This is a genomic window from Arthrobacter sp. LFS091, from assembly GCF_047977885.1.
GTDB lineage: Bacteria > Actinomycetota > Actinomycetes > Actinomycetales > Micrococcaceae > Arthrobacter.
In genome coordinates this window covers 158,036-183,648 of record NZ_JBFPFP010000005.1, presented here as the reverse complement: position 1 = coordinate 183,648, position 25,613 = coordinate 158,036, and the positions used below count along the sequence as shown (strand labels likewise).

The following is a 25,613-nucleotide window of genomic DNA, read 5'->3' as shown; positions in this document are numbered from 1 at the left end:
GGTGCGTGCATTGGGGATAACGCCATCGGCCAGGGAATTCGCCCCGGCGGAGGCTGGTCGGGCGCCGCGGACGCATGGTCTGCGGCACCACCGGCAGAAAACGCCGGCGCGTGATGGGCATGTGAACGGGTGTTGCCGGCTCGACGGGCACGCTGTGCGGAGTTGCCAGTTTGGCCCCCCCGACAGTTCCCAGGCCGGCACCTAGATTTACTGTCCATAAGACTTTCAGTCTACAGTCCGCCGGCAGGGCTCCCACACTCGGGTTACCGCAGATTGATAAGCGCTGTGGCCCACTAAGTCAGCCCGAACATGATTTAGGTCACCACTATTGGCAGTTAACCAACGATCCTAACTAGACTGTCAGGGGTCTGAGTTCGCGGGACCCGGACCCTGTCCCATCGTTGCGGAAAAGCAACTTTGGCCAGCGGGAAAACAACACTCATGGAAGAGGCGTATTTCAAGTGCCAGAGCAGCCCAGCCACCGTCTACCAGAGGAATTTGGCGGAAACGAGTGGCTCGTTGACGAACTGTACGAGCGGTACCAACAGGACAAGAATTCGGTCGACGCCAAGTGGTGGCCACTCTTCGAATCCTTTGCCTCCGCTGACGGCACTTCTTCCAACGGAACCTCCGCAGCTCCAGCAGCTGCCAATCCCCCAACCCAAGTACTTCCCGTAGTGGCTCCGGCCGCAGCGGCCCCGGCACCGGCGCCGGCCGCTCCCGCAGCTGCCACGGACGCTGCCCCGGCAGCACCGGCTCCGGCCAAGAAAGAACCGGCGACGGTCGCCCGGGACGGAGCAAAGAAGCCCGCCGGCGGCAACGCAACGCAGCCCATTCCGGCCCAGCTGCCCAAGAGCACCAAGGCACCCACCGCGCCGGAAGAAGACGTCGTCTCCGTCCTGCGTGGCCCGGCCAAGGCCATCGCCACCAACATGGTCACCAGCCTGGAAGTACCCACAGCCACCAGCGTCCGGGCAGTACCCGCCAAGCTGCTGATCGACAACCGCGTGGTGATCAACTCCAACCTTGCCCGCGCACGTGGCGGCAAGGTGTCCTTCACGCACCTCATCGGGTACGCCGTTGTCCGTGCGCTTTCCCAGTTCCCCTCGATGAACGTCTACTACGACGAGATCGACGGCAAGCCGAGCGCCGTGCAGCCCGCGCACGTCAACTTCGGCATTGCCATTGACATGCCCAAGCCCGATGGCACGCGCCTCCTGATGGTTCCGAACATCAAGAAGGCCGAGACCATGGACTTCGCTGAGTTCTGGCACACCTACGAGGACCTGATCAAGCGCGCCCGCAACGGCAAGCTCACGGCTGATGACCACGCAGGCACCACGGTTTCGCTGACCAACCCCGGCGGCATCGGCACTGTCCACTCCGTGCCGCGCCTTTCCAAGGGCCAGGCTGCCATCATCGGCGTCGGTGCCCTCGACTATCCGGCGGAGTTCCAGGGTGCCAGCGAGAAGATCATCGCCCAGAACGCCATCAGCAAGATCCTGACGCTGACCTCCACCTACGATCACCGAGTGATCCAGGGCGCAGGCAGTGGCGAGTTCCTCAAGCTGGTCCACCAGCTCCTCCTCGGCGCGCAGAACTTCTACGACGAGATCTTCGAAGCCCTGCGCATCCCGTACGAGCCCGTGCGCTGGAGCCCGGACCTGCAGGTTGATCCGGCCGACGAGATCAACAAGGTCGCCCGCATCCAGCAGCTGATCCACTCCTACCGCGTGCGCGGCCACCTCATGGCCGACACCGACCCCCTGGAGTACGTCCAACGCAAGCACCCGGACCTCGATGTCCTGACCTACGGCCTGACGCTCTGGGACCTTGACCGTGAATGGCCCACGGGTGGTTTTGGCGGCAAGCCGATGCTGAAGTTCCGTGACATCCTTGGCGTACTGCGCGATGCCTACTGCCGCACCACCGGTATCGAGTACATGCACATCCAGGAACCTGCAGAACGCAAGTGGTTCCAGGACCAGCTCGAGCACCCGTACTCCAAGCCGAGCCGTGAAGAGCAGCTCCGCATTGTCTCCAAGCTCAACGCGGCAGAGGCTTTCGAGACCTTCCTGCAGACCAAGTTCGTCGGCCAGAAGCGCTTCTCCCTGGAGGGTGGCGAGTCGCTGATTCCGCTGCTCGACGCCGTCATCTCAGATGCAGCCGACGACGGCCTGGATGAGGTTGCCATCGGCATGGCCCACCGTGGCCGCCTCAACGTGCTGACCAACATTGCAGGCAAGACCTACGCCCAGGTCTTCCGCGAATTCGAAGGTACCCAGGACCCACGCTCGGTCCAGGGCTCCGGTGACGTCAAGTACCACCTCGGCACCGAAGGTACCTTCACCTCGGACAACGGCAAGCAGACCAAGGTCTACCTCGCCGCGAACCCGTCGCACCTCGAGGCAGTGGACTCCGTCCTCGAAGGCATCGTCCGCGCCAAGCAGGACCGCCTGGACCAGGGTGAGTCCTTCCCCGTCCTGCCCATCATGGTCCACGGTGACGCAGCTTTCGCAGGCCAGGGCGTTGTGGCTGAAACCCTCAACCTCTCGCAGCTTCGCGGCTACCGCACCGGTGGCACAATCCACGTGATCGTCAACAACCAGGTCGGCTTCACCACGGCCCCGTCCTCCTCGCGTTCGTCCACGTACTCCACGGATGTCGCCAAGATGATCCAGGCTCCGGTCTTCCACGTGAACGGCGACGATCCCGAGGCCGTGGTCCGCGTGGCGCAGCTCGCCTACGAGTTCCGTCAGCGTTTCCACAAGGATGTCGTCATCGACATGGTCTGCTACCGCCGTCGCGGCCACAACGAGGGCGACGACCCCTCGATGACCCAGCCGCTCATGTACAACCTGATCGAAGCCAAGCGCTCCGTCCGCAAGCTGTACACCGAGTCGCTGATCGGCCGTGGCGACATCACCGAGGAAGAAGCAGAGCAACTGCTCCGCGACTACCAGGAACGCCTCGAGCGCGTCTTCGCTGAAACCCACGCTGCCCAGACGTCGCCGATTCCGATCATCACTGCGGACTCCGCAGCTGTCTCGGACATCGAGCGGCCGATCGCACAGCAGGCCGATTTCGGGACCAACTCCCCTGCATCCACGGCAATTTCCGCTGAGACCCTTGCCCGCATCGGCAAGGCCCACCTGGAAATTCCGGAAGGCTTCACCGTCCACTCCAAGCTCAAGCAGCTGTTGGAGAAGCGTGAACAGATGTCCCGTGAAGGCGGCATCGACTGGGGCTTCGGCGAGATCGCAGCTTTCGGCTCATTGATCATGGAGGGCGTGCCTGTTCGTTTGGCAGGCCAGGACTCCCGCCGCGGTACGTTCGTCCAGCGCCACGCCGTATTCCACGACCGCGCCAATGGCAACGAATGGCTCCCGCTGGGTAACCTTTCGGATGACCAGGCCAAGCTGTGGATCTACGATTCCCTGTTGTCCGAATACGCCGCAATGGGCTTCGAATACGGCTACTCGGTAGAGCGTCCCGACGCCCTGGTCCTGTGGGAAGCCCAGTTCGGTGACTTCGTCAACGGTGCGCAGACCATCATTGACGAATTCATCTCCTCGGCTGAGCAGAAGTGGGGCCAGCGTTCCTCGTTGGTACTCATGCTGCCGCACGGCTACGAAGGCCAAGGTCCGGACCACTCCTCGGCACGCATTGAGCGCTTCCTGCAGATGTGCGCCGAAGACAACATGATCGTGGCGAACCCCACCACGGCCGCTTCGCACTTCCACCTGCTCCGCCGCCAGGCTTACAGCCGTCCGCGCAAGCCGTTGATCATCTTCACGCCCAAGCAGCTCCTGCGCCTCAAGGGCGCCGCTTCCGCCGTCGAGGACTTCACGAACGGCGGCTTCAGGCCGGTTATCAGCGATCCAGAGATGCAGCCAGCGAACGTTGACCGCGTCATCCTGGTTTCGGGCCGTTTGTACTACGACCTCCTGTCCAACCGGCAGAAGTCCGGCGATACCTCCACAGCGATCATCCGCGTCGAGCAGCTGTACCCGCTGCCCAAGGCTGAGATCGAAGCGGAGCTCGCCAAGTACCCGAACGCTGACGTCGTCTGGGCGCAGGACGAACCTGCCAACCAGGGTCCTTGGCCGTTCATGGGCTTGAACCTGGCACCGGAGCTCGATCGTAAGCTCCGCCTGGTGTCGCGTCCGGCCTCTGCGTCCACGGCTGCAGGTTCCATGAAGCGCCACGCTGCTGAGCAGGATGCCCTGATCAAGCAGGCGTTCGAACGCAAGTAAAACCGAAACTGCCCGGCCCGAGGAGCGATAAGCGCGCCTCAGGCCGGGCAGTTCTGTTTAATGGGACAGGTACCGGTTCCCGAACCGGCTGTTGAGCCTGGACCGTGCAAGGACCGTAACGAGTGTGAAGAGGTAACCGTGGAAGACAGGAAGCTGCGCATCGCAGCTGTAGGAGATGAACTGCTGGCGGGCCTGGGGGATCCCCGCGCATTGGGTTGGCTCGGACGAGTGCTGGCCCGTACACCCCAGGACTCCGTCGTAGTGGAGAGTTTCCCGCTGCCCTGTCCCATGGAGGGTACTGAGGGGCTCGCCGCCCGTTGGCAGGATGAAGCGGGCAGGCGTTTCAGCGACACGCACGAGAACCGCCTGGTCATCGGCCTGTCCGGGCGCGACCTTGAGTTTGGCTTGTCCACGGCACGGAGCAGGTTGAACCTTGCCAACATCCTGGATGGCGCCTCGCACAGCAGCGTTGAGGTATTTGTGGTCGGCCCGCCGCCCACACTTGACCCGGCACGGAACAAGCGGCTCGCCGAACTCAACACAGCGTTTGCCGATGTCACCACCCGACGGAACCACCACTACGTGGACACGTTCTCGCCCTTGCTCAACCACGAGCAGTGGAGGACTGACCTGGCCGCCAATGGAGGAACCCCCGGGCAGGCCGGTTACGGCTTGATCGCATGGCTCGTCCTGCACCGCGGTTGGTTCCAGTGGTTGAACATCGCACAGCCGGAGTAGTTGAGAGGCGGCCTTGCCGGCCCTCAGATCAGCGATAACCATTGCGCCCCTCCAATTCGCGATATATCGTGAATTTATTCAACGCGATATATCGCAATCTGGAGGGGACATGTCTGAGGAGCTATGGACCGTCACCGGTCCGCAAACCATCGAAGTGGACCAGGTTCGATCGCTGAAGCTGGGAATCGTCAAGGGCCGCTTCGACGTGATGACCCACGACGAGGCCTTTGTCCGGATCGAAATCAGTGAAATCACCGGGGACCCGCTGACTGTCACCCTCGTGGATGGCCGCCTGGAAGTCCGCCATCAATTACAGGGTCCGCAGGGCTGGTTCCGCAACCTGATGGGCACGGTCAACAACACCAGCACCAACTCCGTGGTAGTGGGAATCGCCCTCCCCCATGGCGTCGACGTCGAAGCCGGAACGGTGAGCGGGGACGGCATGGTGTCCGGCACCGGCGGCCGCACGCGGCTGAACACCGTCTCCGGCTCCGTCATGGCGGACGGAACCAGCGGCGAACTCCATGTCAACACGGTGAGCGGCGAGGTCATCGCCAGAAACCACGACGGCGTCCTGACCGCCAAAAGCGTCTCCGGCGAAGTTACCGCGTCCGGCACGTTCAAGAACGTCCGGGCCAACACGGTCAGCGGCGACCTCAGCTTCGACCTCCAGGGCTACACGAACGATCTCGGAGCCAACTCCGTTTCCGGTGACCTGACCATCCGGCTGCCCCATGACGTCGGCCTGGACATCGTGGCGAAGTCCGCCAGCGGATCGGTGGTGATCGACGATCAGCTGTACGCCCAGCCAGGAAACAACGTGCACACCATCGTAGGACCCGACGAGCGGCTGATGCTGGTCCGCACCAACACGGTGTCCGGCAAGACGTACATCATGCATGCCTCAGCGCCCACAACCGACCACGAGAACCCCGCCGGCGGGGAAGCGGGCCTCTGATGCCCCCGGTCTTCGCCCACGGGGCCCTGCGCCTCTACCTGCTTGCCTTGCTCGAGGCAGGCCCGAAACACGGCTATGAGCTGATCAAGGCTTTGGGCGACCGTTTTGGCGGTACCTACTCCCCCAGCGCCGGCACCATCTACCCCCGCCTGGGCAAGCTGGAAGAAGAGGGACTTGTTGCCACCGAAACCGAGGGCAGGCGCACCAAGTACGTCATCACCGACGCCGGCCGCGCCGAGCTGGACGGCCGAAGAGCGGAACTGGCCGATGTGGAAAACACCATCTCTGCCTCGGTCAGGCGGCTGGCCGACAGCCTGCGGGAGGACATCAGGACCAACATGCGCGGCCTGCGGGCGGACCTCGCGGCAACCGCGGAGGCCGCACGCAGCAGCGCTTCGTCGGCCCCGTTCCGAAGCCACACCGGCGGCCACACACCCGAGAGCCAGCGGATCCTGAAGGAAGCTGAGCTGATGGTTCAGTCGTTCAGGGATGACATCCGGGTTGAATTGCGCCAGCACGGCGCTTTGCATCCCTTGACGCCTGTGGCCCTGGAAACTGTCCGTGCCGTGCTGGACCAAGCACGCATTTCGATCCGTAATTCGCTGCGAAACTGAGCGCCTTTTCCCTTCCCGGTCCCGCCGGTTCGCGACCCAGCACCCGGGTGTGCGAAACTGGAGGGCAGCTTTATTGAGTATCAATCCTTGAAGGAGGCCAGCTATGAGCAAGCGTGCACGTAAGCGTCGTGACCGTAAGCGCGGCGGCGCGAACCACGGCAAGCGTCCCAACACCTAAGCCAGCGGCTTAGTGTCACATGCCTAAAAGCGAGGGCCCCGGAAACCATTCGGTTTCCGGGGCCCTCGACGCTTAATACCTTTTGCCGGGACGGATCAGGCGTCCACGGGCTTGATGGAGTGAATCCTGTCAAGAATGGAATTCTTGAGGTTCTCCGGTGCTGACTCAGTACACGAACGCTTAACCATGGTGCGGATGAGGCACTCGAGGTCATACTGCTCAGCGCATTCCCCGCACGTATCCAGGTGCTGCTTGATTTCACTGAGGTCATCACGGGTCAACGCACCGTCGAGATACTCATAAATCCGTTGCATTCGCGTATCGTCGCAATCGCCCAATCCCTGGCAGTCGCTCATTTCTCTTTCTCCTGATTGTTGCTTCCGGCCGCGGCCTGATCTTCGGTATGGGCCCTGAAGCCCCGTTCGGCGGCATAATCCGCCAGCATGTCCCGCAGCATTTTCCTGCCGCGGTGCAACCGCGACATCACCGTGCCGATGGGAGTGTTCATAATTTCTGAGATCTGCTTGTACGCATATCCCTCGACGTCCGCGAAGTAGACCGCCAACCGGAATTCCTCCGGGATGGCCTGCAACGCGTTCTTGACGTCGGAGTCCGGCAGATGGTCCAACGCCTCGGCTTCCGCGGACCGCAGCCCTGCGGAGGTGTGGGACTCGGCCTTGGCCAACTGCCAATCCTCAATCGTGTCCGAATTGGACTGCAGGGGTTCCCGCTGACGCTTTCGGTAGAGATTGATATAGGTGTTGGTCAGGATGCGGTACAACCATGCCTTGAGGTTGGTCCCGGGCTTGTACTGGTGGAAGGCGGAAAAGGCCTTGGTGTAGGCCTCCTGGACCAGGTCTTCCGCGTCCGAAGGGTTCCGCGCCATCCTCATCGCTGCCGAGTACAGCTGGTCCACATACTGCATGGCGTCGCGCTCGAATCGGGCACGCCGCTGCTCGGACGTCTCAGAGGAGACGTCGACGGCGGCCGTCGCCTCCGCAGTGCCCTCTGCGGACGATTCGGCTGCTTCATACATGGCCGCTGCGGCCGGTTCAATGGTGCTCATCGTTGCCAAGTCTACTGTCAGCTTGGGTGAAACCAGCTGTGAACCGTACCCCGGCTCTGACAGGACCGCCCGGTCCTTAACCAAAGTCAAAAAACCAACTCCGTTCAGCGAAGCGGCAACACCATGCCGCGGTCCGGTCTCCACCGCACCTGTTGTTCACAACGGCCGCCGCTGGGTAAATATTCCGCAAAGGTGCAAGACTAGAGCAGACTGCACCCCGTGAACACAACACTCATCCAATAGTGTGGCAAGCCATCCAGGAGGCAAGACATGTCTGTTATCCGTTTTCTCGCGCGTCCCATGCTCGCGTCCAGCTTCGTCGTCGCAGGTCTGGAAAAGCTACGGAACGCGGACGACACCGCGAAGCAACTCTCGCCTGTACTGCGCCGCGCATCGGAGTCCCTGCCCTTCAAGGCAGACGAGAAGACCCTTGCCCGTGTTATCGGCGGCGCCCAGCTGGGCGCCGGGACATTGCTCGGCCTGGGCAAGCTCTCCCGTTTCGCCGCAACCGTGCTGGTTGTGACGTCCGCCCTTAACTCCTATGTGGAGTGGCGCTCAGCCGATATCAGCACCAAGGAAGGCCGGATTGCCCGCAAGGCACGGCTCCTCAAGAACATTTCCCTCACGGGAGGCGTCCTGCTTGCTTCCGTTGACACCGAGGGCCGGCCAAGCATCGCATGGCGGGCCGAGCACCTCGCGGCCGACGCCAGGAAGGTCACCGGCAAGCAGATCAAGCGCGCCGACAAAGCAGTTCGCAAGGCCGTAGACAACGCAGTTGGAGCATAAGGAAGCATGACAGGCACCACCCCCGCCAACACCGACCCAGCAGCTACCGAAACCTCGCTTCCGCTATGGTCCGCCCCGTACGCCCAAGGCCCTGTGGATGCGACGGTGACGGTCCCGGGTTCGAAGTCGTTGACCAACCGGTACCTGGTGCTTGCAGCTTTGGCAGATGGGCCGTCACGCCTGCGGGCTCCCCTGCATTCCCGCGACTCTGCCCTCATGATCCAGGCCCTTCGGCAGCTCGGCGCCACGGTCACTGAAGAACCCGGCGACGGCGACTACGGACCCGACCTCCTGATCACGCCGCTGGATCCCCTGGCTACAAGCGCAGAAACCGCCATCGATTGCGGGCTGGCTGGAACTGTGATGCGCTTTGTTCCGCCGCTCGCGGCGTTGCGCCGCGGGGCTACCGTGTTCGACGGCGATCCGCATGCGCGCAACCGACCCATGGGCACCATCATCGAGGCCTTGGTGGCGCTCGGGGTTCCTGTCGCCGCTGAAGGCGGCAGGACGCCGTCGGCCCTTCCGTTCACGGTGGAAGGCACCGGGGAGGTGCGCGGGGGGCACCTGGTGATCGATGCCAGCGCTTCGTCGCAGTTCGTCTCTGCCTTGCTGCTGGTGGGTGCGCGTTTCACCGAGGGCCTGCACCTGGAGCATGTAGGCAAGCCCGTTCCGAGCCTTGACCACATCTCGATGACGGTGGCGACTCTCCGCAGCGTCGGGGTCTCGGTGGACGATTCGGTGCCGAACCACTGGCGGGTATCCCCCGGTCCCATCAGCGCCTTTGACCAACGGATTGAGCAGGACCTCTCCAACGCCGGACCCTTCCTGGCAGCTGCGCTGGCTACCAAGGGAACCGTCCGCATCCCCAACTGGCCATCCGGCACCACGCAGGTGGGCGACATGTGGCGGAGTATCCTCGCCGCGATGGGAGCGGAAGTCACCCTTCAGGACGGGACGCTGACCGTTACCGGTGGTCAGGAGATCAAGGGCGCGGACTTCGACGAAACAAGCGAACTCGCACCCACCGTTGCCGCGCTCTGCGCACTTGCAGCCGGCCCTTCGCGTCTCACGGGCATTGCCCACCTACGTGGCCACGAAACTGATCGGCTCGCGGCCCTGGTGGCCGAGATCAACAGGCTGGGTGGTGACGCTGAGGAAACGGCTGACGGCTTGGTTATCCGGCCGGCTGCCCTGCATTCCGGGATCGTGCACAGCTACGCGGACCACCGCATGGCCACAGCGGGTGCCATCCTTGGCCTCGCTGTCGAAGGGGTCAAGGTCGAAGACATCGCCACGACATCCAAGACCATGCCGGAGTTCCCGGACATGTGGGTTCGGATGCTCGGGACTGCCGGCGCGGAAGAGGCCGGCAACTGACCATGGCCCGCGACGCACGCTCCTGGGACGAGTCCGATGTCCGTATCCGTCCCAACAAAAAAGGGTCACGCCCCAGGACCAAGGACCGCCCAAGCCACGATGACGCCGTCATTGGGCGCATCATCACCGTAGACCGGGGACGGTACCGGGCAATTGTCGGGGAAGACACCGACAACGAGCGCCTGGTCATCGCAGCACGGGCCCGTGAACTGCGGCGTAACCCCGTGGTCCCGGGTGACTTCGTCGCCCTGGTCGGAGATGTCTCCGGAGACCCGGATACCCTCGCCCGCCTGGTCCGGGTGGAGGAGCGCAGGACGCTCCTGCGCCGCAGTGCTGACGACACCGATCCGATCGAACGTGTCGTCGTGGCCAATGCCGATCAACTCGTGGTGGTGGTGGCGGCCGCGAACCCCGAGCCCCGGACCGGATTCATCGACCGCGCCCTGGTGGCCGCGTATGACGCCGGAATCGAGCCGCTGCTGCTCATCACCAAGGCGGACGTCAAGGACCCGGCGGAACTGCTGGCGAACTACCTCAGCCTGGACTTCCCCGTAATCATCAGCCGGACCGCCGATTCAGGGGCCGGCGGCATTGACGCGCGTTCCGACGACGGCCTGTCCGCCCGCCTCGACCGGTATGCCGTCGCGCAGCTCCGCTCCCACCTCGGCGGAAAAGTAACTGTCATGCTCGGCCACTCCGGTGTGGGCAAGTCCACCATGGTCAACGCCCTGACGGGAGCCGAACGCGCCACTGGCGGCGTAAACGCGGTGACGGGCCGCGGCAGGCACACCTCCTCGTCGGCCCTCGCCCTTAAACTCGATGACGCCCCCACGGGAAGCTGGATCATCGATACTCCCGGCATCCGCTCCTTCGGTTTGGCCCATGTGGACCCGGACCGGATCCTGCGCTCCTTCCCCGACTTGGAGCCCGGCACGGATGGCTGCGAACGCGGCTGCAAACACGACGCAACCGCCATCAATTGCGGACTGGATGCGTGGGTCAACGAAGGCCATGCCGGACCGTCAGGCGTCGCCCGCCTTGCCTCACTGCGTCGCTTGCTTGGGGCTGATCCCCGGCTCGAAGCGAAAGAGGCCAAGGAATTGGGCACGGTCAACTGATCGTGGCGGCTTCACGTCCCCACTGCGGCCAGTGATTCAGGATAGTTTGGTGGCATGACCCATCCCGTTTCCACCTACAACGATGACTTGCGTCTCGCCCACGTCCTCGCAGACTCAGTAGATGCCCAGACCATGGATCGCTTCAAAGCGCTGGACCTGCAGATCGAAACCAAGCCGGACCTCACACCCGTCACAGATGCGGATAAGGCCGCGGAGGAAGCGATTCGCGGCCAGCTGTCCCGTTCCCGCCCCCGCGACGCCGTCTTGGGCGAGGAATTCGGCAGCAGCGGACACGGCTCGCGTCGTTGGATCATCGATCCCATCGATGGCACCAAGAATTTTGTTCGCGGTGTTCCCGTATGGGCAACGTTGATTGCGCTGGTCGATGAAGGCGAACCGGTTGTTGGCGTAGTGAGCGCCCCGGCTCTGGGCAAGCGGTGGTGGGCAGCCAAAGACATGGGCGCTTACATGGGCCGTTCGCTCGCCTCCGCCACACGCCTGAAGGTTTCCAACGTCTCCCGGTTGGCGGACGCGTCGATGTCGTACTCGAGCCTTTCCGGCTGGAAGGAACGCGGCAACCTCGACGAATTCATGGGACTCACAGAGGACATCTGGCGTACTCGCGCCTACGGGGATTTCTGGTCCTATTGCCTGGTCGCCGAAGGCGCCGTGGATATCGCCTGCGAACCTGAGCTGAATCTCTACGACATGGCTGCCTTGGTGCCCATCGTCACGGAAGCCGGCGGACGCTTCACGTCACTGGAGGGCGAAGACGGACCGTTCGGCGGTAACGCGTTGGCCACCAACTCGATATTGCATTCGGAGGTCCTCAAGCGCCTCAACCCTGGGCTGGACGACCTCCTCTAGCTCCGGTTGCGGAACGGCCCGCATCGAACCATCACGAAATTTTCGACGGCGGATGACCCCTTTTGGGGCCGTCCGCCGTTTTATCTTCGCCCAATGACGACTTTTTCGTTCCACGTAACAATGCGCTTAACAATGTCCACCGGCTTTGGAGTGGCTGATGGGTATGCCCTAACCTTTTTTACAGGTCACGAGTGCCAGCGCTAAACCCCGGTTTGCTGGCCGGCAACCCTCCATTCGCGGTGGGGTGCCCCGGGTGACGACCCGGCCGGTCCGGAACGGATACGGCAAGCGCGGATCCCCCATGCGGGGGTCCCTCTTAAGTGAGGTCCCATGAGCACCGTTACGTTCAACGCCAACACCATTCCGTCGTTTGCTGAGGCAAGCGCAGTGCCGGTTGCTGCTGCACGTCCGCTGGCCGCTGTCACGGGCGCGGAGTTGCAGGCGCCCCTGATCCAAGGCGGCCATGTCCGTTATGCCAACCTCGACTACGGCGCATCGGCACCTGCCCTGACCATCGTCTCGGCGCACCTCAACGAGGTTTTGCCTTACTACGCCAGCGTTCACCGCGGTGCGGGTTTTGCTTCGCAGATCAGCACCTCTGTCTACGAAAATTCCCGGAACATCGTGCGTGAATTCGTGGGCGGCCGGGCTGATGACTCCGTGATTTTCACCCGCAACACCACTGACTCCCTGAACTTGCTGGCCGGATGCCTCCCCGTGGTTGATGGCCAGGTCGCTGGCGAGGTCCTGTACCTGGACATCGAACACCACGCCAACCTGCTGCCTTGGCAGGGTGTGCCCCACCGAAGCGTCGTTGCAGCACCAACCCTGGCCGCAACGTTGGATAAACTCCGCGATGAACTCGCCCAAGGCGGCGTGAGCCTGCTGGCGGTCACAGGCGCTTCGAACGTCACCGGTGAAATCCTCCCCATCGCCGAACTGGCTTCCCTTGCCCACGGGTTCGGCGCACGGATCGTGGTGGACGCCGCCCAACTTGCACCCCACCGCCGCATCAACATCGCAGAAGCGGACATCGACTACCTGGTCTTCTCCGGCCACAAGCTCTACGCTCCGTTCGGCGCTGGAGTGGTGGTGGGGCGCCCTGACTGGCTCGACGCCGGCGTCCCCCACCTGGCTGGCGGCGGAGCCGTCCGTGAAGCCCGGTTGGATTCGGTCAGCTGGGCTACCGGCCCGGCCCGCCATGAGGGCGGTTCTCCCAACGTTCTGGGAGCGGCAACCCTGGCCCGCGCCACCCAGGTGTTGGCCGGCCTGGATGAGCAGGAATGGCATGACCATGAAGCGGCCATACGTTCCTATCTTGTTGAAGGCCTGGAAGCGATTGAGGGCGTCTCTGTCCACAAGATCTTCAGCGATTCCGTAGACACCATTGGTGTGGTCAACTTCTCCGTGGAAGGCTTCGACGCCGGTTTGGTCGCCGCCTACCTCGCGGCGGAACACGGTGTCGGCCTTCGGGATGGCCGGTTCTGCGCCCACCCGCTGCTCAAGCGCCTGGGACTGCCGTCAGGTTCGCTGCGGGCAAGCTTCGGCGTTGGCTCCCGGTTGGAGGACGCCACCAGGTTGCTGGCAGGCATCGAGGAACTCAAGCGCAACGGACTTGGCTGGGACTACGTAGTGGACGAAGGCCGCTGGGTACCCGCGAACGACCACCGCAGCTACCCTGAATGGGCACCCAATACTCCGGGCACGGCAGGCGCAGCGCCCTGCACTGTGGACTAGGAATCCGCGCACCAAAGGGTTCCACGGCTGCGGTAAATTCGTAGGGTACCTTTTGGCAACCCTGTGAAGGAGCTCCGCGTGTCCACGCCGTCCCCCGGAGCCGCGAGTCATCCGGCGGTCATTCCCGGACCAGCAGGACCACGCGGTCCCAAGCTCCACGCCACCCGCAGGCACGAACTGGGCCAAAGCTTCCAGGACGGCGGGGAACATTATGACCGCGTGCGCCCCGGATACCCCATGGACTCCCTGGAATGGATCCTGCCCCAAGGGGCCCGGACAGCGGCCGACATCGGGGCGGGCACCGGCAAGTTCACGTCGCTTCTCCTCCAGCGGGACTTGGAGGTTGCCGCCGTCGATCCTTCACCGGACATGCTGGAACAACTGCGCAAAAGCTATCCGCAGGTCAACGCACTGGTGGGAACAGCCGAGGCAACAGGGCTGACGGACTCAGCATTCGACGTCGTCAGCGTTGCGCAGGCATGGCACTGGTGCGACCCCCTCCCCGCCAGCACGGAGATCGCCAGGATCCTCAGGCCCGGAGGAACGATGGGCTTGGTGTGGAACCAGCTGGACACGTCCATTCCCTGGGTCCACAGGCTGTCCCGGATCATGCACGCAGGAGATGTCCACAAGCCGGGATTCCGGCCAGTTATCGGTCCGGAGTTCCATGGCCTGGAACGCCACCTGACCACATGGGAGGATCCCCTGACTCCGGAGGACATCATGGAGTTGGCGAAGTCGCGCAGTTACTACCTCCGTGCCGGCGAGGCCACCCGGGCGAAAGTCATGGATAACCTCCAGTGGTACCTCCACGAACATCTTGGACATGCGGCAGGCGAAACAGTCCCCGTGCCCTACGTGACGCAAACGTGGCGTGCACTCAAGGTCCAGGGTGCGCCGCCACGGTAGGCTTGATGTGTGAAGACCAGTACGCCCTCCTCCTCGATCGAGGACTACGTCAAGGTCATCTACTCCTATACGGAGTGGCAGGACAAGCCGATCACGTCCTCCCAGCTCGCCCAAAGGCTGGGCGTGGCCAACTCCTCCGTCTCGGAAATGGTCCGCAAGCTCAAAGACCAGGGCTTGGTTGACCACCAGCCCTACAGCGCCATTCGACTGACCGCTGAAGGCATGCGGCTGGCCTTGTCCATGGTGCGTCGGCACCGGCTCATCGAAACCTACCTTGTGGAGGAACTGGGCTACAGCTGGGACGAGGTCCACGACGAAGCCGAGATGCTTGAGCATGCGGTGTCCGACACCTTCATCGAACGCATGTCAGCAAAGCTTGGGCACCCCGTCCGTGATCCGCACGGCGATCCCATTCCGTCGGCAGATGGAATGGTGGACTTGCCGCACGCGTACCAAATGATCGAACTGGACCAAGGCCATGCCGGGAAGATTACCCGCATCAGCGACGAAAACCCCGATCTCCTCCGTTACCTGGCTGCCCAGGACATCGCGCTGGACGCGCCTGTTGAAGTTATGGGGCGCAAGCCGTTCGGTGGGGCACTCGTTGTGAGGATCGGCAGCGGACCGGATCGCCGTGAGTTTGACCTGGCCGATGAAGTCGCATCGGCCCTGTGGGTCCAAAGCGCAGGAGTCCACCCCGGGTGCGTGCTCCCGGGGCGCTGAAGCAGCCGCACGTCCGGCTAGCTGCGCTGGCTGGCGGGACCGCCGTCGTCGGACGCCGTATCAGTAACGCTTCCGGCAGAGGCAGCCGCTTCGCGCGGCGGGTTCCGGATCCCGACGGCGGACGCCAGGCCCCCGATGACGAAAAGGGCCGCGGTGACCAGCAAGGCATTATCCAGGCCCTGCCGCGCGAACACCGGTCCAACGATCACCCCGGCGAAGGCAATGGTAATCAAGCCGGCAATGCGAGCCACTGCGTTATTGACCGCCGAGCCTATACCGGCCTCCTCCGTGGGCACTGCACCCAGTATCGCCGCCGTTAGGGGAGCCACCAGAGTAGCCAAACCCACGCCAAAGACAATCTGGCCGGGAAGCACCTGCGTCCAATAGTTGAGGGGCTCCTGGACCGTCAATGACATCAGGAAGCCCACGCCGCACAACAACGGACCTGCCGTCATGAACCAACGAGGGCCATACTTGCCGGCAAGGCCGCCAAAGTACGACGCACACAGCATCAGGATGACGGTACCCGGAAGCAGTGCAATGCCGGCCAATGTCGCACCCATACCGCCCACCTGCTGAAGGTAGATGCCCAGGACGAAGAACCCCAGCGAAATCCCGCCGTAAATAGCCAAGGTAGCCACGTTGCCCCACGCAAAATTGCGGATAGCGAAGAGCCGCAGCGGCAGCATCGGCTGGGCAGTCCGCGCTTCGTGGACAAGGAAGAGTGCCAAAGCTACCGCCCCAACCACCAGCGGTGCCCACACCAGCGGGCTCTCCCAGCCCATCCTGCCCTGCTCGATGAAGGCATATACGGGACCACCCAGGCCGACCATCGCCAGGAACGCACCGAGATAGTCGATCTTCTTGCTCTTGTCCCGTGCGGCGTCACTTGCTCGCAAGCCCGACAGCATAGGCCAGATCAGGGCTGCAGGGACAACGTTGATGAAGAAAATGACCCGCCAGGAAAGCAAATCCACAGAGACACCGCCTATAAGCGGCGCCACAATGGCAGCCGCGCTGGTCCACCCGGACCACTGGCCAATGGCTTTGGACTGGGCAGGGCCGGAGAACGAGGTAACGATCATGGCCAACGAACTCGGGACCAGGAGCGCACCGGCAATTCCCTGCAGGGCACGTGAGACTACAAGGACTTCGCCGGTCCAGGCAAGCCCGCACATCACCGAGGTCACCGCGAACCCGGCCAGGCCCCATTCCAGGATCCTGGCCCTGCCAAAATGGTCGGACAATGAGCCGGCCACCAGGATGAGGGCACCCAACGTCAGCAAGTACGCATCCACCACCCACTGCTGGATGACCAGGCCACCGCCCAGTTCCCGCCCAATGGCCGGAAGTGCGAGATTCACCACAAAACCGTCAAGGATCGCAATGAACGAAGCCACGATTGCCACCACCAGCACGCGTTTTTGGAGCGGGGTGCTCGGTTCCACAACGGCTGCGTCAGTCATGAGCACAGCCTACGCCGAAGGAGTCCCGTATCGTTGAATGGTGATTAGCAGACGTGACGCCGCCCTGGCCCTGGATATTCCGATGGAAATGGCCCAACGCCACGGCATTCCGTCCCGCCTTAGCGAGGCCGAGCTTCGCGACATGCAGGACAATCCCCCGGTCTGGCTCGTGCAGTCCCGTGCCAACCGCACCGGAAAGCGCCCCGTCTGGGTCCACCTCACATGCGCTGTGTGCAGCTACTCTGAGGCTGTCCGGCCCAAGAAATGGTGGCCGGACTTCTCGTTCGTCTATTGCGGCACGCACCGGAACTCCGAGCTGCCCAAGCTGTTCCTCGGCGAAGTCCGCAGCGAATACGAAGGCGTTGGCAGCCGCTTCGTCGGCGTGGTGGACGTTCCGGAGAACCAGGCCTAACCGGCTAACCCGCCTGCTGGCTCATCTCCGAAGGTACTGCGAGAAGCTGGAAGGTCCGGCCCTCCCGCAGCACGGTCAGCGGGAACGGTTCGCCGATCGCCTCCTCAAAGAGCAGCTTCTGGAGGCTTTCCGCGCTGGACACCGCCCTCCCCTGGGCACGCAGCACCAGATCACCTGGCTGGAGTCCGGACCGCTCAGCAGGTGAGCCCGCGATCACCTCGACGACGCGTAAGCCTTCCTTCTGGCCTGTCCGCACCACGGCACTGGCGTCAAGGGGTATCGGGGTGCTGACCAGGCCCAGGTAGGCTCGACGCACCCGGCCATCCCGCAGCAACGAGGCAATGATCCTCTGCGTCGTCCTGTTGATGGGAACAGCCAACCCCAGCCCAAGTCCGGCGACAGCAGTGTTGATGCCGACGATGCGGCCCCTCGTATCAGCCAAAGCCCCACCGGAATTTCCTGGATTCAGCGCAGCATCGGTCTGGATGACATCTTCAATCACCCGCCGGTGTTCTCCTGCCCGGACAGGGATGGAGCGACCCAGGCCACTGACCACGCCGGCAGTCACGGACCCGGCCAGGCCGAGGGGGTTCCCCACGGCGATGACCAACTGCCCTACACGCAAAGAGTCCGCGTTACCCAGCAGCGCCGGAGGCGGCGTGGATCTCAACCCACGGACCACAGCAAGATCTGACAGAGGATCGGCACCCACCAACTCCACGTCGGTGTGCTTACCGTCCGCGAAAACGGCCCGGCCGGACTGAATGCCCGCCACGACGTGGGCGTTCGTCAGCAGGTACCCGTCGGCCGTAAACACGACGGCGGATCCGCTTCCCACACGCACTTGGCCACGGCGCCCTGTGCTTGTCATTTCAATGGCAGCAACATGTGGTGTTACGGACTCCGCCACCCTGATGACGAGCTGCGAATATGCGTCCAGGGCCTCGTCTTCGTCCGGGTGTTGTTGTTCAAACTCAGGCTCGGTACTCATCACTTGCCTCCTGCCAAACGTCGGACCGCGATCCGCACGCCCCGTCCGGCTTCGCGCTTACCCAGTACAACGACCGGCGTCCGGGGGCTAGTCCGGTTTACGGTACGCCGTGGGTGAACGAGGCTTACGGGCAGGTAGTTTTCGGCACGAAGAAAGCCCCCGGATCGCGAGGATCCGAGGGCTTTCCGGGGTGGAGATGGGGGGAATTGAACCCCCGTCCGATGTCGTGTTGTCAGGGCTTCTCCGGGCGCAGTTTGCGTCGGATTTTCTCGGCCCCAGCCGTCCTGCAAACAGGCGGCTGATCCGGGCCCAGTCATCTAAGAGTCCCGTTTACCTCAATGACGAAGGCAAACAGCAGTGGCTATCTAAATGACGCCAGGAACCGGGGCGATAGCAACCCCGGGCTGACGGACTGTCTTACTGCTTAGGCAGCGAGAGCGAAGTCAGTGCGCTTAGATTCGGCACTTATTGGTTTGCAGACAGCGTTTACGAGATAATTCTGCATCCTCGGCCCGCTTCACCTGTCGCGACTAACATCGTCGAAACCGATCATCCCCGTATTTTGTTACCAAACCGTCGGACTGTGGAAGCTCCGCCGGACTACTTAGCATAGCGCATTAATCGGAAGTTTCATTCCCGGACACGCGCCTTGGCCGGCTAACGTCGGTTGCGTTCACGCAGTTCACGCAGGGACTCACGCTTATCCTGCTGCTCGCGGAGGGTCTGCCGCTTGTCGTAATCCTTCTTACCTCGGGCAAGGGCGATCTCGACCTTGGCCCGCCCGTCCAGGAAATACAGCTGAAGCGGAACGACGGTGAAGCCGGACTCGCGGATCTTTTGCGAAATCTTGTCCAGTTCCTCGCGATGCAACAAGAGCTTACGACGCCGGCGCGCGGCATGGTTGGTCCAACTCCCCTGGTTGTACTCAGGGATGTGGATACCCTCCATCCACAGCTCGTCGTTGTAGAAGGTGCAGAAGCCATCCACCATGGACGCATGGCCCTCGCGGAGGGACTTCACCTCGGTTCCCATGAGGGCAATGCCTGCCTCATAGGTATCAAGAATGAGGTAGTTGTGCCGGGCCTTCCGATTGGTGGCCACTACCTTACGGCCACTTTCCTTGGGCACGGTAGAACTCCTTGTTAGATGCGGATTTCAACTAGTGTACGCCAGCCCCGGCGGGCCCCCGCACCTTAGAGAAGGGTCATGGGGTCCACTGCCGAGCCGTTGAGCCAGGTTTCGAAGTGCGCATGGCAACCAGTGGAGTTACCTGTGCTGCCCGAGTAGGCAATGAGCTGCCCTGCCGAGACCTGCTGACCATTGGCAACCACAATGCTGCTGTTGTGATAGTAGATGGTGGTCAGCGAGTTGCCTTGGACAACGCCGTGGGAAATCTTGACCCGCCAGCCACCTCCGTCTGCTGAGTTCCAGCCGGAGTTGAACACCTGGCCCGCGGCGGCCGCGTAGACGGGGGTACCGCAAGCCGCACCGAAGTCGATGCCGGTGTGCATGTAACCACCCGTGCCGTAGAAGTCGATAGTGCCCGGCGGCGTTGCACGCCAACCGAACCCCGATGTGATGGGCACAGCGCTGGCGAACGGGTGCCGCAAACCGAATGCCGAAGGTGATCCCGCAGCGGGCGGAACATAAGGCTGCTCCGGGGGCGCCGGCCTACCCTGTGCTGCCGCAGCCGCGGCTGCAGCAGCAGCGGCTTCCGCAGCGATACGCCGTTGCTCCGCTTCCCACGCTTCCCGCAATTTGCGGTCCCGCTCCACAATCTCAGCTGCAACGCTGTCCTGTTCGGACTTCACCCGAGCGAGGTTGGCTTCGATCCCGGGTTTGGCCGCTTGCAATTGTCCGTTCAAGCGGGTGGTGTCTTCGATCAGCTTGTCGACTTCGGCTTTCTTGCTCGCAGCCTCATCCCGGGCCGCTTTCTCCCGCTCCAGCGCGGCGTCAGCCTTGGCCTTCAGGTCCTGGATTTCTTCCTCGACCGCAACCAGCCGCGCCTGTGAGTTCACGTTCGTGGCGTTTTGCTGCGTCAATTTGGTCATCGCTGCGTTTTGGCTTCGCATCGCCTGGTCAGCCAAATCCATGGACTCGGTCAGGCTTCCTGTTTCGCTGGAGCCGAACAAGAGGGCGATGTTGGTAGGCACGCCACCCGATTTGTACGCCTGGGACGCAATCTGCCCGATCAGCTTTTTGGTGTCAGTGATCTTTTGCTTATCACTTTCCAGCTGCTCGGTAATCTTCGCTTTGTTCTGCTGGGCAAGCTCCACCCGGGCAGCCAACGCTTCGACTTCCTTGACTGCGCCGGCAACCCGGCCCTGAGCTTCAAGCAGCGCCTGCTGGGCTCCCGGAAGACGGCCTTGGTAGATCACCAGGTCACCGGCGGCCTTCGCGATATTCGCATCCACGAATTCCAGGGAGGCCTGCACCCTGGCCGACTCTGCTTCCAGGGCGGCCTGCTGGTCATCCAGGTTGTCTGCCTGCGCGGTTGGGGCACCTGAAAGGAGGCTGACAGCCAGACCCACGGCAAGGGCAGCACCCAGAATCCGAACGTGGCCGGACGCAAGGCGCCGACGCAGGGAGGTCGGGTCCAACGTGGTCATCAGGAGTCCTTTTCGCTTGTCAGCACGGTTGTTCGGTGAAACGGGAGGGTCACGGCTAAACCTTCAGGTAGCGCCGCAAGGTCAATAGTGACGATATACCAGCGAGCCCCGCACCCAGCGCAATGAGGACCGGAGCGATCACCAGGACCTGCGCTGACGAGATGAACGGCGTATTAAGGAACTGCCTGGACAGGTCGCCATTGAGCCAGAAATGAGCCATCAGCCACAGGGTGACCGAAGCCAACAAAGCTCCAACGACGGCGGCTATGACGCCTTCGAGGATGAACGGCAGTTGGATGACCATCTTGGAGGCGCCCACGAGCCGCATAATGCCGGTTTCGCGACGCCGGCTGAAGGCTGAAAGGCGGATGGTTGTCGTAATCAGCAGCACCGCACAGAAAATCATCACCGCAGCAACGCCAATAGCAGCCACGGAGGCGCCGTTCATCCACGAGAAGATGCGTTCAAGGACCTGTCTTTGGTCACTCACGGTCTCGACGCCCGGCTGGGAGGAGAACGTTTCGCTGATGATCTGGTACTTCTCGGGGTTCTTCATGTTGATGCGGAACGAGGCCGGCAGCTGATCCTCGGACACGGAGTCCACGATCGGTGAGTTGGAGAACTGTTCCTTGAAGTGCGTGTAGGCCTCGGCCTGGGATTCGAACTGGAAGTCGTTGATGTACTGCTTAACGGCAGGGGACTCCAGCATCGCCTTCAGGTTGTCCTGCTGCTCCTGCGTGGCCGGACCGGATGCGCAGCCAACCGCCGTCGAACCGTCGTTGCAGAGGAAGACCGCCACCTGGACTTTGTCGTACCAGTAGCCCTTCATCTGGTTGATCTGCATCTGCAGCATCCCCGCAGCGCCGACGAACGTCAGGGAAACAAAAGTCACCAATACTACGGAAATAACCATCGACAGGTTGCGGCGCAAGCCACTGCCGATTTCCCCGAGGATAAACAGGAGCCTCACAGCTGTGCCCCCTGAGCCCGGTCGAGTTCCTCGCCGCTGGCATCGCGCAGACGGCGCGACTCCCCCACCACAGGAATCATCGATGTGTACAGGGCCTTGGCTTCGTCGCGGATGACCTTACCGTTCTTAAGTTCCACCACGCGCCGGCGCATCTCGTTGACGATGTCGTCGTCGTGGGTGGCCATGACCACCGTGGTGCCGTTCTGGTTGATTTTGTCCAGGACTCCCATGATTCCCATCGAAGTGATGGGGTCCAGGTTTCCGGTCGGCTCGTCTGCCAGCAGGATGCCGGGGCGATTGACGACGGCGCGGGCGATCGCCACGCGCTGCTGCTCACCACCGGAGAGCTCATGCGGCATTCGCCGTTCCTTGCCTTCCAGACCCACTGTTTTCAGGACCTCGGGCACTGTCTCGCGGATAATAGAGCGGCTCTTGCCGATGACCTGCATCGCGAAGGCCACATTGGCAAAGACGTTTTTCTGGGGCAGAAGGCGGAAATCCTGGAAGACCACGCCAATTCCGCGCCTGAGCTTGGGGACCCGCCAGCTTGAAATGTTGGCGACGTTCTGGCCCGCGACGTAAACGGACCCGGAGGACGCTTTGTCTTCCTTCAGGATCAGCCGCAGGAACGTGGACTTGCCTGAGCCCGAGGCACCGACGAGGAACGTGAATTCGCCGCGGTTGATCTCAAGGCTGACAGAGTCGAGCGCCGGTCGGGCATTCTGCTCGTAGACCTTGGTGACATTCTCAAATCTGATCATGGCCCTTTAGAACCCCGCCGGACATGACGTAGTCGCCCAGTCCAACAGCCGGAGCGCGGGCTTTCGATGGGGGAAGTGAGAGCACCGGCCACTCGACTATACGCACGGGTAGGGAGCTAAACCGGACCTTTAAGGGGCGTGTCGCCGAATCCGGACCGACTCCTCACAGCCTTTGACAGCCTGCGGGATCTGCTGACTGCTGTACGGCCTAGCTGGCAGCGGCGTTGCGGTTGCCCGTGCGCCAACGGATGCCAGCGTCAATGAAGTCGTCAATATCGCCGTCCAGCACTGCCGATGTGTTGCCCACTTCATGTTCCGTGCGCAGGTCCTTGACCATCTGGTACGGATTGAGCACATAGGAACGCATCTGGTCGCCCCACGACGCTTTGACGTCACCGGCCAGTGCTTTCTTCTCCGCGTCTTCTTGTTCTTTCTTGACCAACAAGAGGCGGGACTGAAGGACCCGCATGGCCGCCGCGCGGTTTTGGAGCTGTGATTTTTCGTTCTGCATGGAGACGACAATTCCAGTGGGAATGTGCGTCAACCGTACTGCGGAGTCGGTGGTGTTGACCGACTGGCCACCCGGTCCCGAGGACCGGAAGACGTCCACCCTGATTTCGTTGTCGGGAATCTCGATCGAGTCCGTCTGTTCAATCAGGGGGATGACCTCCACGGCCGCAAAGGAGGTCTGCCGCCGGCCCTGGTTATCGAAGGGGCTGATGCGGACCAGGCGGTGGGTGCCCGCCTCCACGCTCAGTGTGCCGAACGCATATGGCGCCTTGACCTCGAAAGTGGCGGACTTCAAACCCGCTTCTTCCGCATAGGAGGTGTCCATGACAGTGGTCGGATAACCATGGCGTTCGGCCCAGCGCAAGTACATCCTCATCAGCATCTCGGCGAAATCGGCGGCATCAACGCCCCCTGCCCCCGCCCTGATCGTGACAACTGCTTCCCGCTCGTCGTACTCACCCGAGAGCAGGGTAACGACTTCGAGTTCCTCCAGTGCCTTGCGGATGGAGGCCAATTCCTTCGCGGCTTCGGCCATGGAAGCTTCGTCGCCTTCGTCCTGGCCCAACTCCACCAGCACCTCGAGGTCATCGATGCGGGAAGCAAGCTTCGACAGTCGCTCAACTTCCGACTGCCGATGCGACAGCCGGGACGTGATCACCTGGGCTGCTGCGGGGTCGTCCCAAAGGTCCGGCGCACCGGCTTGCTCGCTCAGTTCAGCGATCTCAGCTTTGAGGGCATCAACATCCGTGACGTTCTCGATGGAGCCGTAAGTTGCGCGAAGGGCGCGGATTTCTGCGGGAAAATCAATGTCAGCCATGGTTATCCCAGCGTACGCTATTCATCGGACTCCCCCGTCGGGGCCGGACACTTTGGCCCGTATCATTACTGCGTTAGCCTCGACCGTGCAGTGGATTTGGCCTCAACAGCGATACCGTCGGGAAGCAGGAAACTGATCACTGGCGGATGGGCGATGGACGCCAGGACCACAACAGCGGTATCCCCCGGGCCACGCCCTGTTTCAGCTTGCACGGTCAAATGGTCATGGCTATCGAAAGCATGGCTTTTGTCCAAGTACGAGCCTGCCGCCGCAAGCACCCTGCTGTCCGCCAACGTGGTCGATGGCGAGCTTCCCCCGCCTATCTCCCCCGCAACGTACGCATCCGCGGCAGCGAGCGCTGCTCCGTCAGCCAGGGAGAGCAGCTTCTTGTGTTCCAGGTACACAGCGGATGCGGCCATCACCGCTGTTGCCAGCAGGAGGGACAACGCCACAAACCCGATGATAAGAACTGTCATTTGGCCGTCCTCCGAGGCTGTCCTGCTGCATCTGCAACCCGTCATCTGTATCGCCCCACAACCTGTGTTGCTGTCGCACTCACCCTGCTTGCCGTCAGTTGGCCGGCGTCCGCAAACGGCATCATGGGCAAGGGAACATCCAAGTGCACAACGACGGAAACCGTGGCACCCGCCGATGAGCAGTCTGATCTGTCGCACGAGACCTCAAAGCTGGCTTGCTCGGGAGTGTAGCCATAATCCTTCAGTGCAACGAGGACAGTTTGCTCAGCCGCCCGTTGGGCGCCCGCCGGGTTTGATTGGGCAACGTAGACCTTCGCGGCTTGGTCCGCCGCCCCCACCACGGCGAAGGAACCGCCCTGCAGTTGGCCGACAGTCACGACGAAATAGACCACCGGGACCATTAAAAGCAAGGCCAGGAAGATGAACTCGACCGCAGCGCTTCCTTCCTGCGCCCCGCTGGGAATCGCATGAGGTACGCGGCCCGCCCCGACTTCTGTCCGCACGCCCAGGGCGTCACCGAGCCTTTGCCGCATAGCCGTCCACAGCAGACTCCTTAGGTCAGCCTGGGAGAACCGCATGTCCTTTCACCTCCATCAGTCCGACGGGCCCGATCAAACCCAGCATCGGAAAAGGCGCCCTGACAGTCACCTCCATGGTGCGAAGGCCGTCGGTCGTAGCCTCGGCCGCAGTAACCTCACGTGGGAAGTCGGCACTCAGGGCAGAGCCGATCAGCTCAGAAGCACGCTCTTTGGCGTCGGTCGGTGTCCTGTCCGCCAATGATCCGTAGCGTGCACCGGAGGCCGCAGCATCGATGAGCGTATTCCGGACATGCAAGACCAAGGTGAACTGGATGATTGACAGGAACAACAGGGTCAGCAATGTCCCGACCAGAACGAAATCGACGACCGCTGACCCCTGCTCGTCGGGAGCTGCCGAGGCCGCCGATCGACGCCAATGACCCAAGGTACGGACCCTTCCGCGCCGGGGCCTACTTGGCAACCTGATGGATTGCCTGGTTAAAGAGGTCCTTTAGGGCCGGCGCAGCGAGGGCCAACAGCCCCGCAACCAGGACGGCTGACATCAGTGTGATCATGACCCAACCCGGTACGTCCCCCCGTTCATGGTCGTCCGTGGCCGGCATTGTCTCCCCCAGTCCGGCCGTGAACCAAGAGCCGCAACCAAGTACCAGGACCCAGGCTGCAATTGTGCTTTGAGCTTTTTTCTTCATGATTTCCCCACTATGTGTCGAGCTGGTGTTGAAGCAGCTTGTTGGT

The 25,613-nt window shown here is 62.5% G+C and carries 26 protein-coding genes, 1 other RNA gene and 1 riboswitch; of the genes, 13 read left to right on the top strand and 14 right to left on the bottom strand.

Features of this window, described 5'->3' with window-relative positions:
- Positions 1 to 461 precede the first annotated feature (461 nt).
- From ACNQOP_RS11075 to ACNQOP_RS11055, 5 genes are all read left to right on the top strand, one after another.
- Complete coding sequence (locus ACNQOP_RS11075) at positions 462 to 4,256, top strand: multifunctional oxoglutarate decarboxylase/oxoglutarate dehydrogenase thiamine pyrophosphate-binding subunit/dihydrolipoyllysine-residue succinyltransferase subunit (protein WP_416404472.1); 3,795 nt, start codon at positions 462 to 464, stop codon at positions 4,254 to 4,256.
- A gap of 138 nt (positions 4,257 to 4,394) precedes the next feature.
- Positions 4,395 to 4,994 (top strand): GDSL-type esterase/lipase family protein, encoded by a 600-nt coding sequence (locus tag ACNQOP_RS11070; RefSeq protein WP_014922202.1) that lies wholly within the window; start codon positions 4,395 to 4,397, stop codon positions 4,992 to 4,994.
- A 109-nt stretch (positions 4,995 to 5,103) separates the two neighbouring features.
- Entirely contained in the window at positions 5,104 to 5,952 is an 849-nt protein-coding gene (locus ACNQOP_RS11065; RefSeq protein WP_257369171.1) for a DUF4097 family beta strand repeat-containing protein, read from the top strand.
- Positions 5,952 to 6,566, top strand: a complete 615-nt coding sequence (locus ACNQOP_RS11060) for a PadR family transcriptional regulator (RefSeq protein ID WP_416404471.1) — start codon at positions 5,952 to 5,954, stop codon at positions 6,564 to 6,566. Before ACNQOP_RS11065 ends, ACNQOP_RS11060 begins: the two co-directional genes overlap by 1 nt.
- Before the next feature lie 103 nt (positions 6,567 to 6,669).
- On the top strand, positions 6,670 to 6,744 hold the full coding sequence (locus ACNQOP_RS11055) for a 50S ribosomal protein bL37 (RefSeq protein WP_369299106.1): 75 nt from the start codon (positions 6,670 to 6,672) through the stop codon (positions 6,742 to 6,744).
- Positions 6,745 to 6,839: 95 nt separating this feature from the next.
- Here the strand turns inward: ACNQOP_RS11055 and rsrA are convergent, their stop codons facing one another.
- Together rsrA and ACNQOP_RS11045 are read right to left on the bottom strand one after the other, a co-directional pair.
- Complete coding sequence (gene rsrA, locus ACNQOP_RS11050) at positions 6,840 to 7,100, bottom strand: mycothiol system anti-sigma-R factor (protein ID WP_235520566.1); 261 nt, start codon at positions 7,098 to 7,100, stop codon at positions 6,840 to 6,842.
- The gene (locus ACNQOP_RS11045) at positions 7,097 to 7,900 is read right to left on the bottom strand and encodes a sigma-70 family RNA polymerase sigma factor (protein ID WP_235520567.1); all 804 of its coding nucleotides are present in this window, start codon (positions 7,898 to 7,900) and stop codon (positions 7,097 to 7,099) included. Before ACNQOP_RS11045 ends, rsrA begins: the two co-directional genes overlap by 4 nt.
- A 180-nt stretch (positions 7,901 to 8,080) precedes the next feature.
- Between ACNQOP_RS11045 and ACNQOP_RS11040 the strand changes: the two genes are divergently transcribed.
- The 7 genes from ACNQOP_RS11040 (at position 8,081) to ACNQOP_RS11010 (ending at position 15,327) form a co-directional block, all read left to right on the top strand.
- Entirely contained in the window at positions 8,081 to 8,596 is a 516-nt protein-coding gene (locus tag ACNQOP_RS11040; protein WP_257369173.1) for a DoxX family membrane protein, read from the top strand.
- A 6-nt stretch (positions 8,597 to 8,602) separates the two neighbouring features.
- The gene (gene aroA, locus ACNQOP_RS11035) at positions 8,603 to 9,973 is read left to right on the top strand and encodes a 3-phosphoshikimate 1-carboxyvinyltransferase (RefSeq protein WP_416404470.1); all 1,371 of its coding nucleotides are present in this window, start codon (positions 8,603 to 8,605) and stop codon (positions 9,971 to 9,973) included.
- Positions 9,974 to 9,975: 2 nt separating this feature from the next.
- A complete protein-coding gene (locus ACNQOP_RS11030) occupies positions 9,976 to 11,091 on the top strand; it encodes a ribosome small subunit-dependent GTPase A (protein WP_416404469.1) in 1,116 nt (371 codons plus the stop codon).
- Positions 11,092 to 11,145: 54 nt separating this feature from the next.
- Positions 11,146 to 11,958 carry a histidinol-phosphatase gene (hisN, locus tag ACNQOP_RS11025; RefSeq protein WP_211711505.1) on the top strand — a complete coding sequence of 271 codons (813 nt, stop codon included), beginning with the start codon at positions 11,146 to 11,148 and terminating at the stop codon, positions 11,956 to 11,958.
- 183 nt (positions 11,959 to 12,141) lie between these two features.
- Positions 12,142 to 12,255, top strand: a riboswitch (SAM riboswitch).
- A 33-nt stretch (positions 12,256 to 12,288) separates the two neighbouring features.
- Positions 12,289 to 13,695, top strand: a complete 1,407-nt coding sequence (locus tag ACNQOP_RS11020) for an aminotransferase class V-fold PLP-dependent enzyme (RefSeq protein WP_257369175.1) — start codon at positions 12,289 to 12,291, stop codon at positions 13,693 to 13,695.
- Positions 13,696 to 13,815: 120 nt separating this feature from the next.
- Positions 13,816 to 14,604: a class I SAM-dependent methyltransferase gene (locus ACNQOP_RS11015; RefSeq protein WP_416404567.1), complete on the top strand. Its 789-nt coding sequence runs from the start codon at positions 13,816 to 13,818 to the stop codon at positions 14,602 to 14,604.
- 9 nt (positions 14,605 to 14,613) lie between these two features.
- On the top strand, positions 14,614 to 15,327 hold the full coding sequence (locus ACNQOP_RS11010; RefSeq protein WP_257369176.1) for a metal-dependent transcriptional regulator: 714 nt from the start codon (positions 14,614 to 14,616) through the stop codon (positions 15,325 to 15,327).
- A gap of 17 nt (positions 15,328 to 15,344) precedes the next feature.
- Here ACNQOP_RS11010 and ACNQOP_RS11005 read toward each other — a convergent pair whose 3' ends face one another.
- A complete protein-coding gene (locus ACNQOP_RS11005; protein WP_416404468.1) occupies positions 15,345 to 16,793 on the bottom strand; it encodes an MFS transporter in 1,449 nt (482 codons plus the stop codon).
- 37 nt (positions 16,794 to 16,830) lie between these two features.
- On the opposite strand from ACNQOP_RS11005, the gene ACNQOP_RS11000 reads away from it, so the two are divergent.
- Entirely contained in the window at positions 16,831 to 17,205 is a 375-nt protein-coding gene (locus ACNQOP_RS11000; protein ID WP_416404467.1) for a hypothetical protein, read from the top strand.
- A 4-nt stretch (positions 17,206 to 17,209) separates the two neighbouring features.
- On the opposite strand, the gene ACNQOP_RS10995 is transcribed toward ACNQOP_RS11000, so the two are convergent.
- The 11 genes from ACNQOP_RS10995 to ACNQOP_RS10945 form a co-directional block, all read right to left on the bottom strand.
- Positions 17,210 to 18,196, bottom strand: a complete 987-nt coding sequence (locus tag ACNQOP_RS10995) for a S1C family serine protease (protein WP_416404466.1) — start codon at positions 18,194 to 18,196, stop codon at positions 17,210 to 17,212.
- A gap of 188 nt (positions 18,197 to 18,384) precedes the next feature.
- Positions 18,385 to 18,753, bottom strand: a transfer-messenger RNA (tmRNA) gene (gene ssrA, locus ACNQOP_RS10990).
- A gap of 100 nt (positions 18,754 to 18,853) precedes the next feature.
- Positions 18,854 to 19,324, bottom strand: a complete 471-nt coding sequence (smpB, locus tag ACNQOP_RS10985; RefSeq protein WP_235520576.1) for an SsrA-binding protein SmpB — start codon at positions 19,322 to 19,324, stop codon at positions 18,854 to 18,856.
- A gap of 65 nt (positions 19,325 to 19,389) precedes the next feature.
- On the bottom strand, positions 19,390 to 20,805 hold the full coding sequence (locus ACNQOP_RS10980) for a M23 family metallopeptidase (protein WP_235520577.1): 1,416 nt from the start codon (positions 20,803 to 20,805) through the stop codon (positions 19,390 to 19,392).
- Positions 20,806 to 20,860: 55 nt separating this feature from the next.
- Positions 20,861 to 21,775, bottom strand: a complete 915-nt coding sequence (ftsX, locus tag ACNQOP_RS10975) for a permease-like cell division protein FtsX (protein WP_211711497.1) — start codon at positions 21,773 to 21,775, stop codon at positions 20,861 to 20,863.
- Positions 21,772 to 22,536, bottom strand: a complete 765-nt coding sequence (gene ftsE / locus ACNQOP_RS10970) for a cell division ATP-binding protein FtsE (RefSeq protein ID WP_026540084.1) — start codon at positions 22,534 to 22,536, stop codon at positions 21,772 to 21,774. The genes ftsX and ftsE overlap by 4 nt, the downstream gene beginning before the upstream one ends.
- A 208-nt stretch (positions 22,537 to 22,744) precedes the next feature.
- Positions 22,745 to 23,863, bottom strand: a complete 1,119-nt coding sequence (gene prfB, locus ACNQOP_RS10965; protein WP_257369179.1) for a peptide chain release factor 2 — start codon at positions 23,861 to 23,863, stop codon at positions 22,745 to 22,747.
- 65 nt (positions 23,864 to 23,928) lie between these two features.
- A complete protein-coding gene (locus ACNQOP_RS10960) occupies positions 23,929 to 24,339 on the bottom strand; it encodes a pilus assembly protein TadG-related protein (protein WP_257369181.1) in 411 nt (136 codons plus the stop codon).
- 41 nt (positions 24,340 to 24,380) lie between these two features.
- Positions 24,381 to 24,917, bottom strand: coding sequence for a hypothetical protein (locus ACNQOP_RS10955; protein ID WP_416404465.1), 537 nt, complete (start codon positions 24,915 to 24,917; stop codon positions 24,381 to 24,383).
- Positions 24,898 to 25,302, bottom strand: a complete 405-nt coding sequence (locus tag ACNQOP_RS10950; RefSeq protein WP_257369183.1) for a TadE/TadG family type IV pilus assembly protein — start codon at positions 25,300 to 25,302, stop codon at positions 24,898 to 24,900. The genes ACNQOP_RS10955 and ACNQOP_RS10950 overlap by 20 nt, the downstream gene beginning before the upstream one ends.
- 25 nt (positions 25,303 to 25,327) lie before the next feature.
- Positions 25,328 to 25,567 carry a hypothetical protein gene (locus ACNQOP_RS10945; protein WP_257369184.1) on the bottom strand — a complete coding sequence of 80 codons (240 nt, stop codon included), beginning with the start codon at positions 25,565 to 25,567 and terminating at the stop codon, positions 25,328 to 25,330.
- Positions 25,568 to 25,613: the final 46 nt, after the last annotated feature.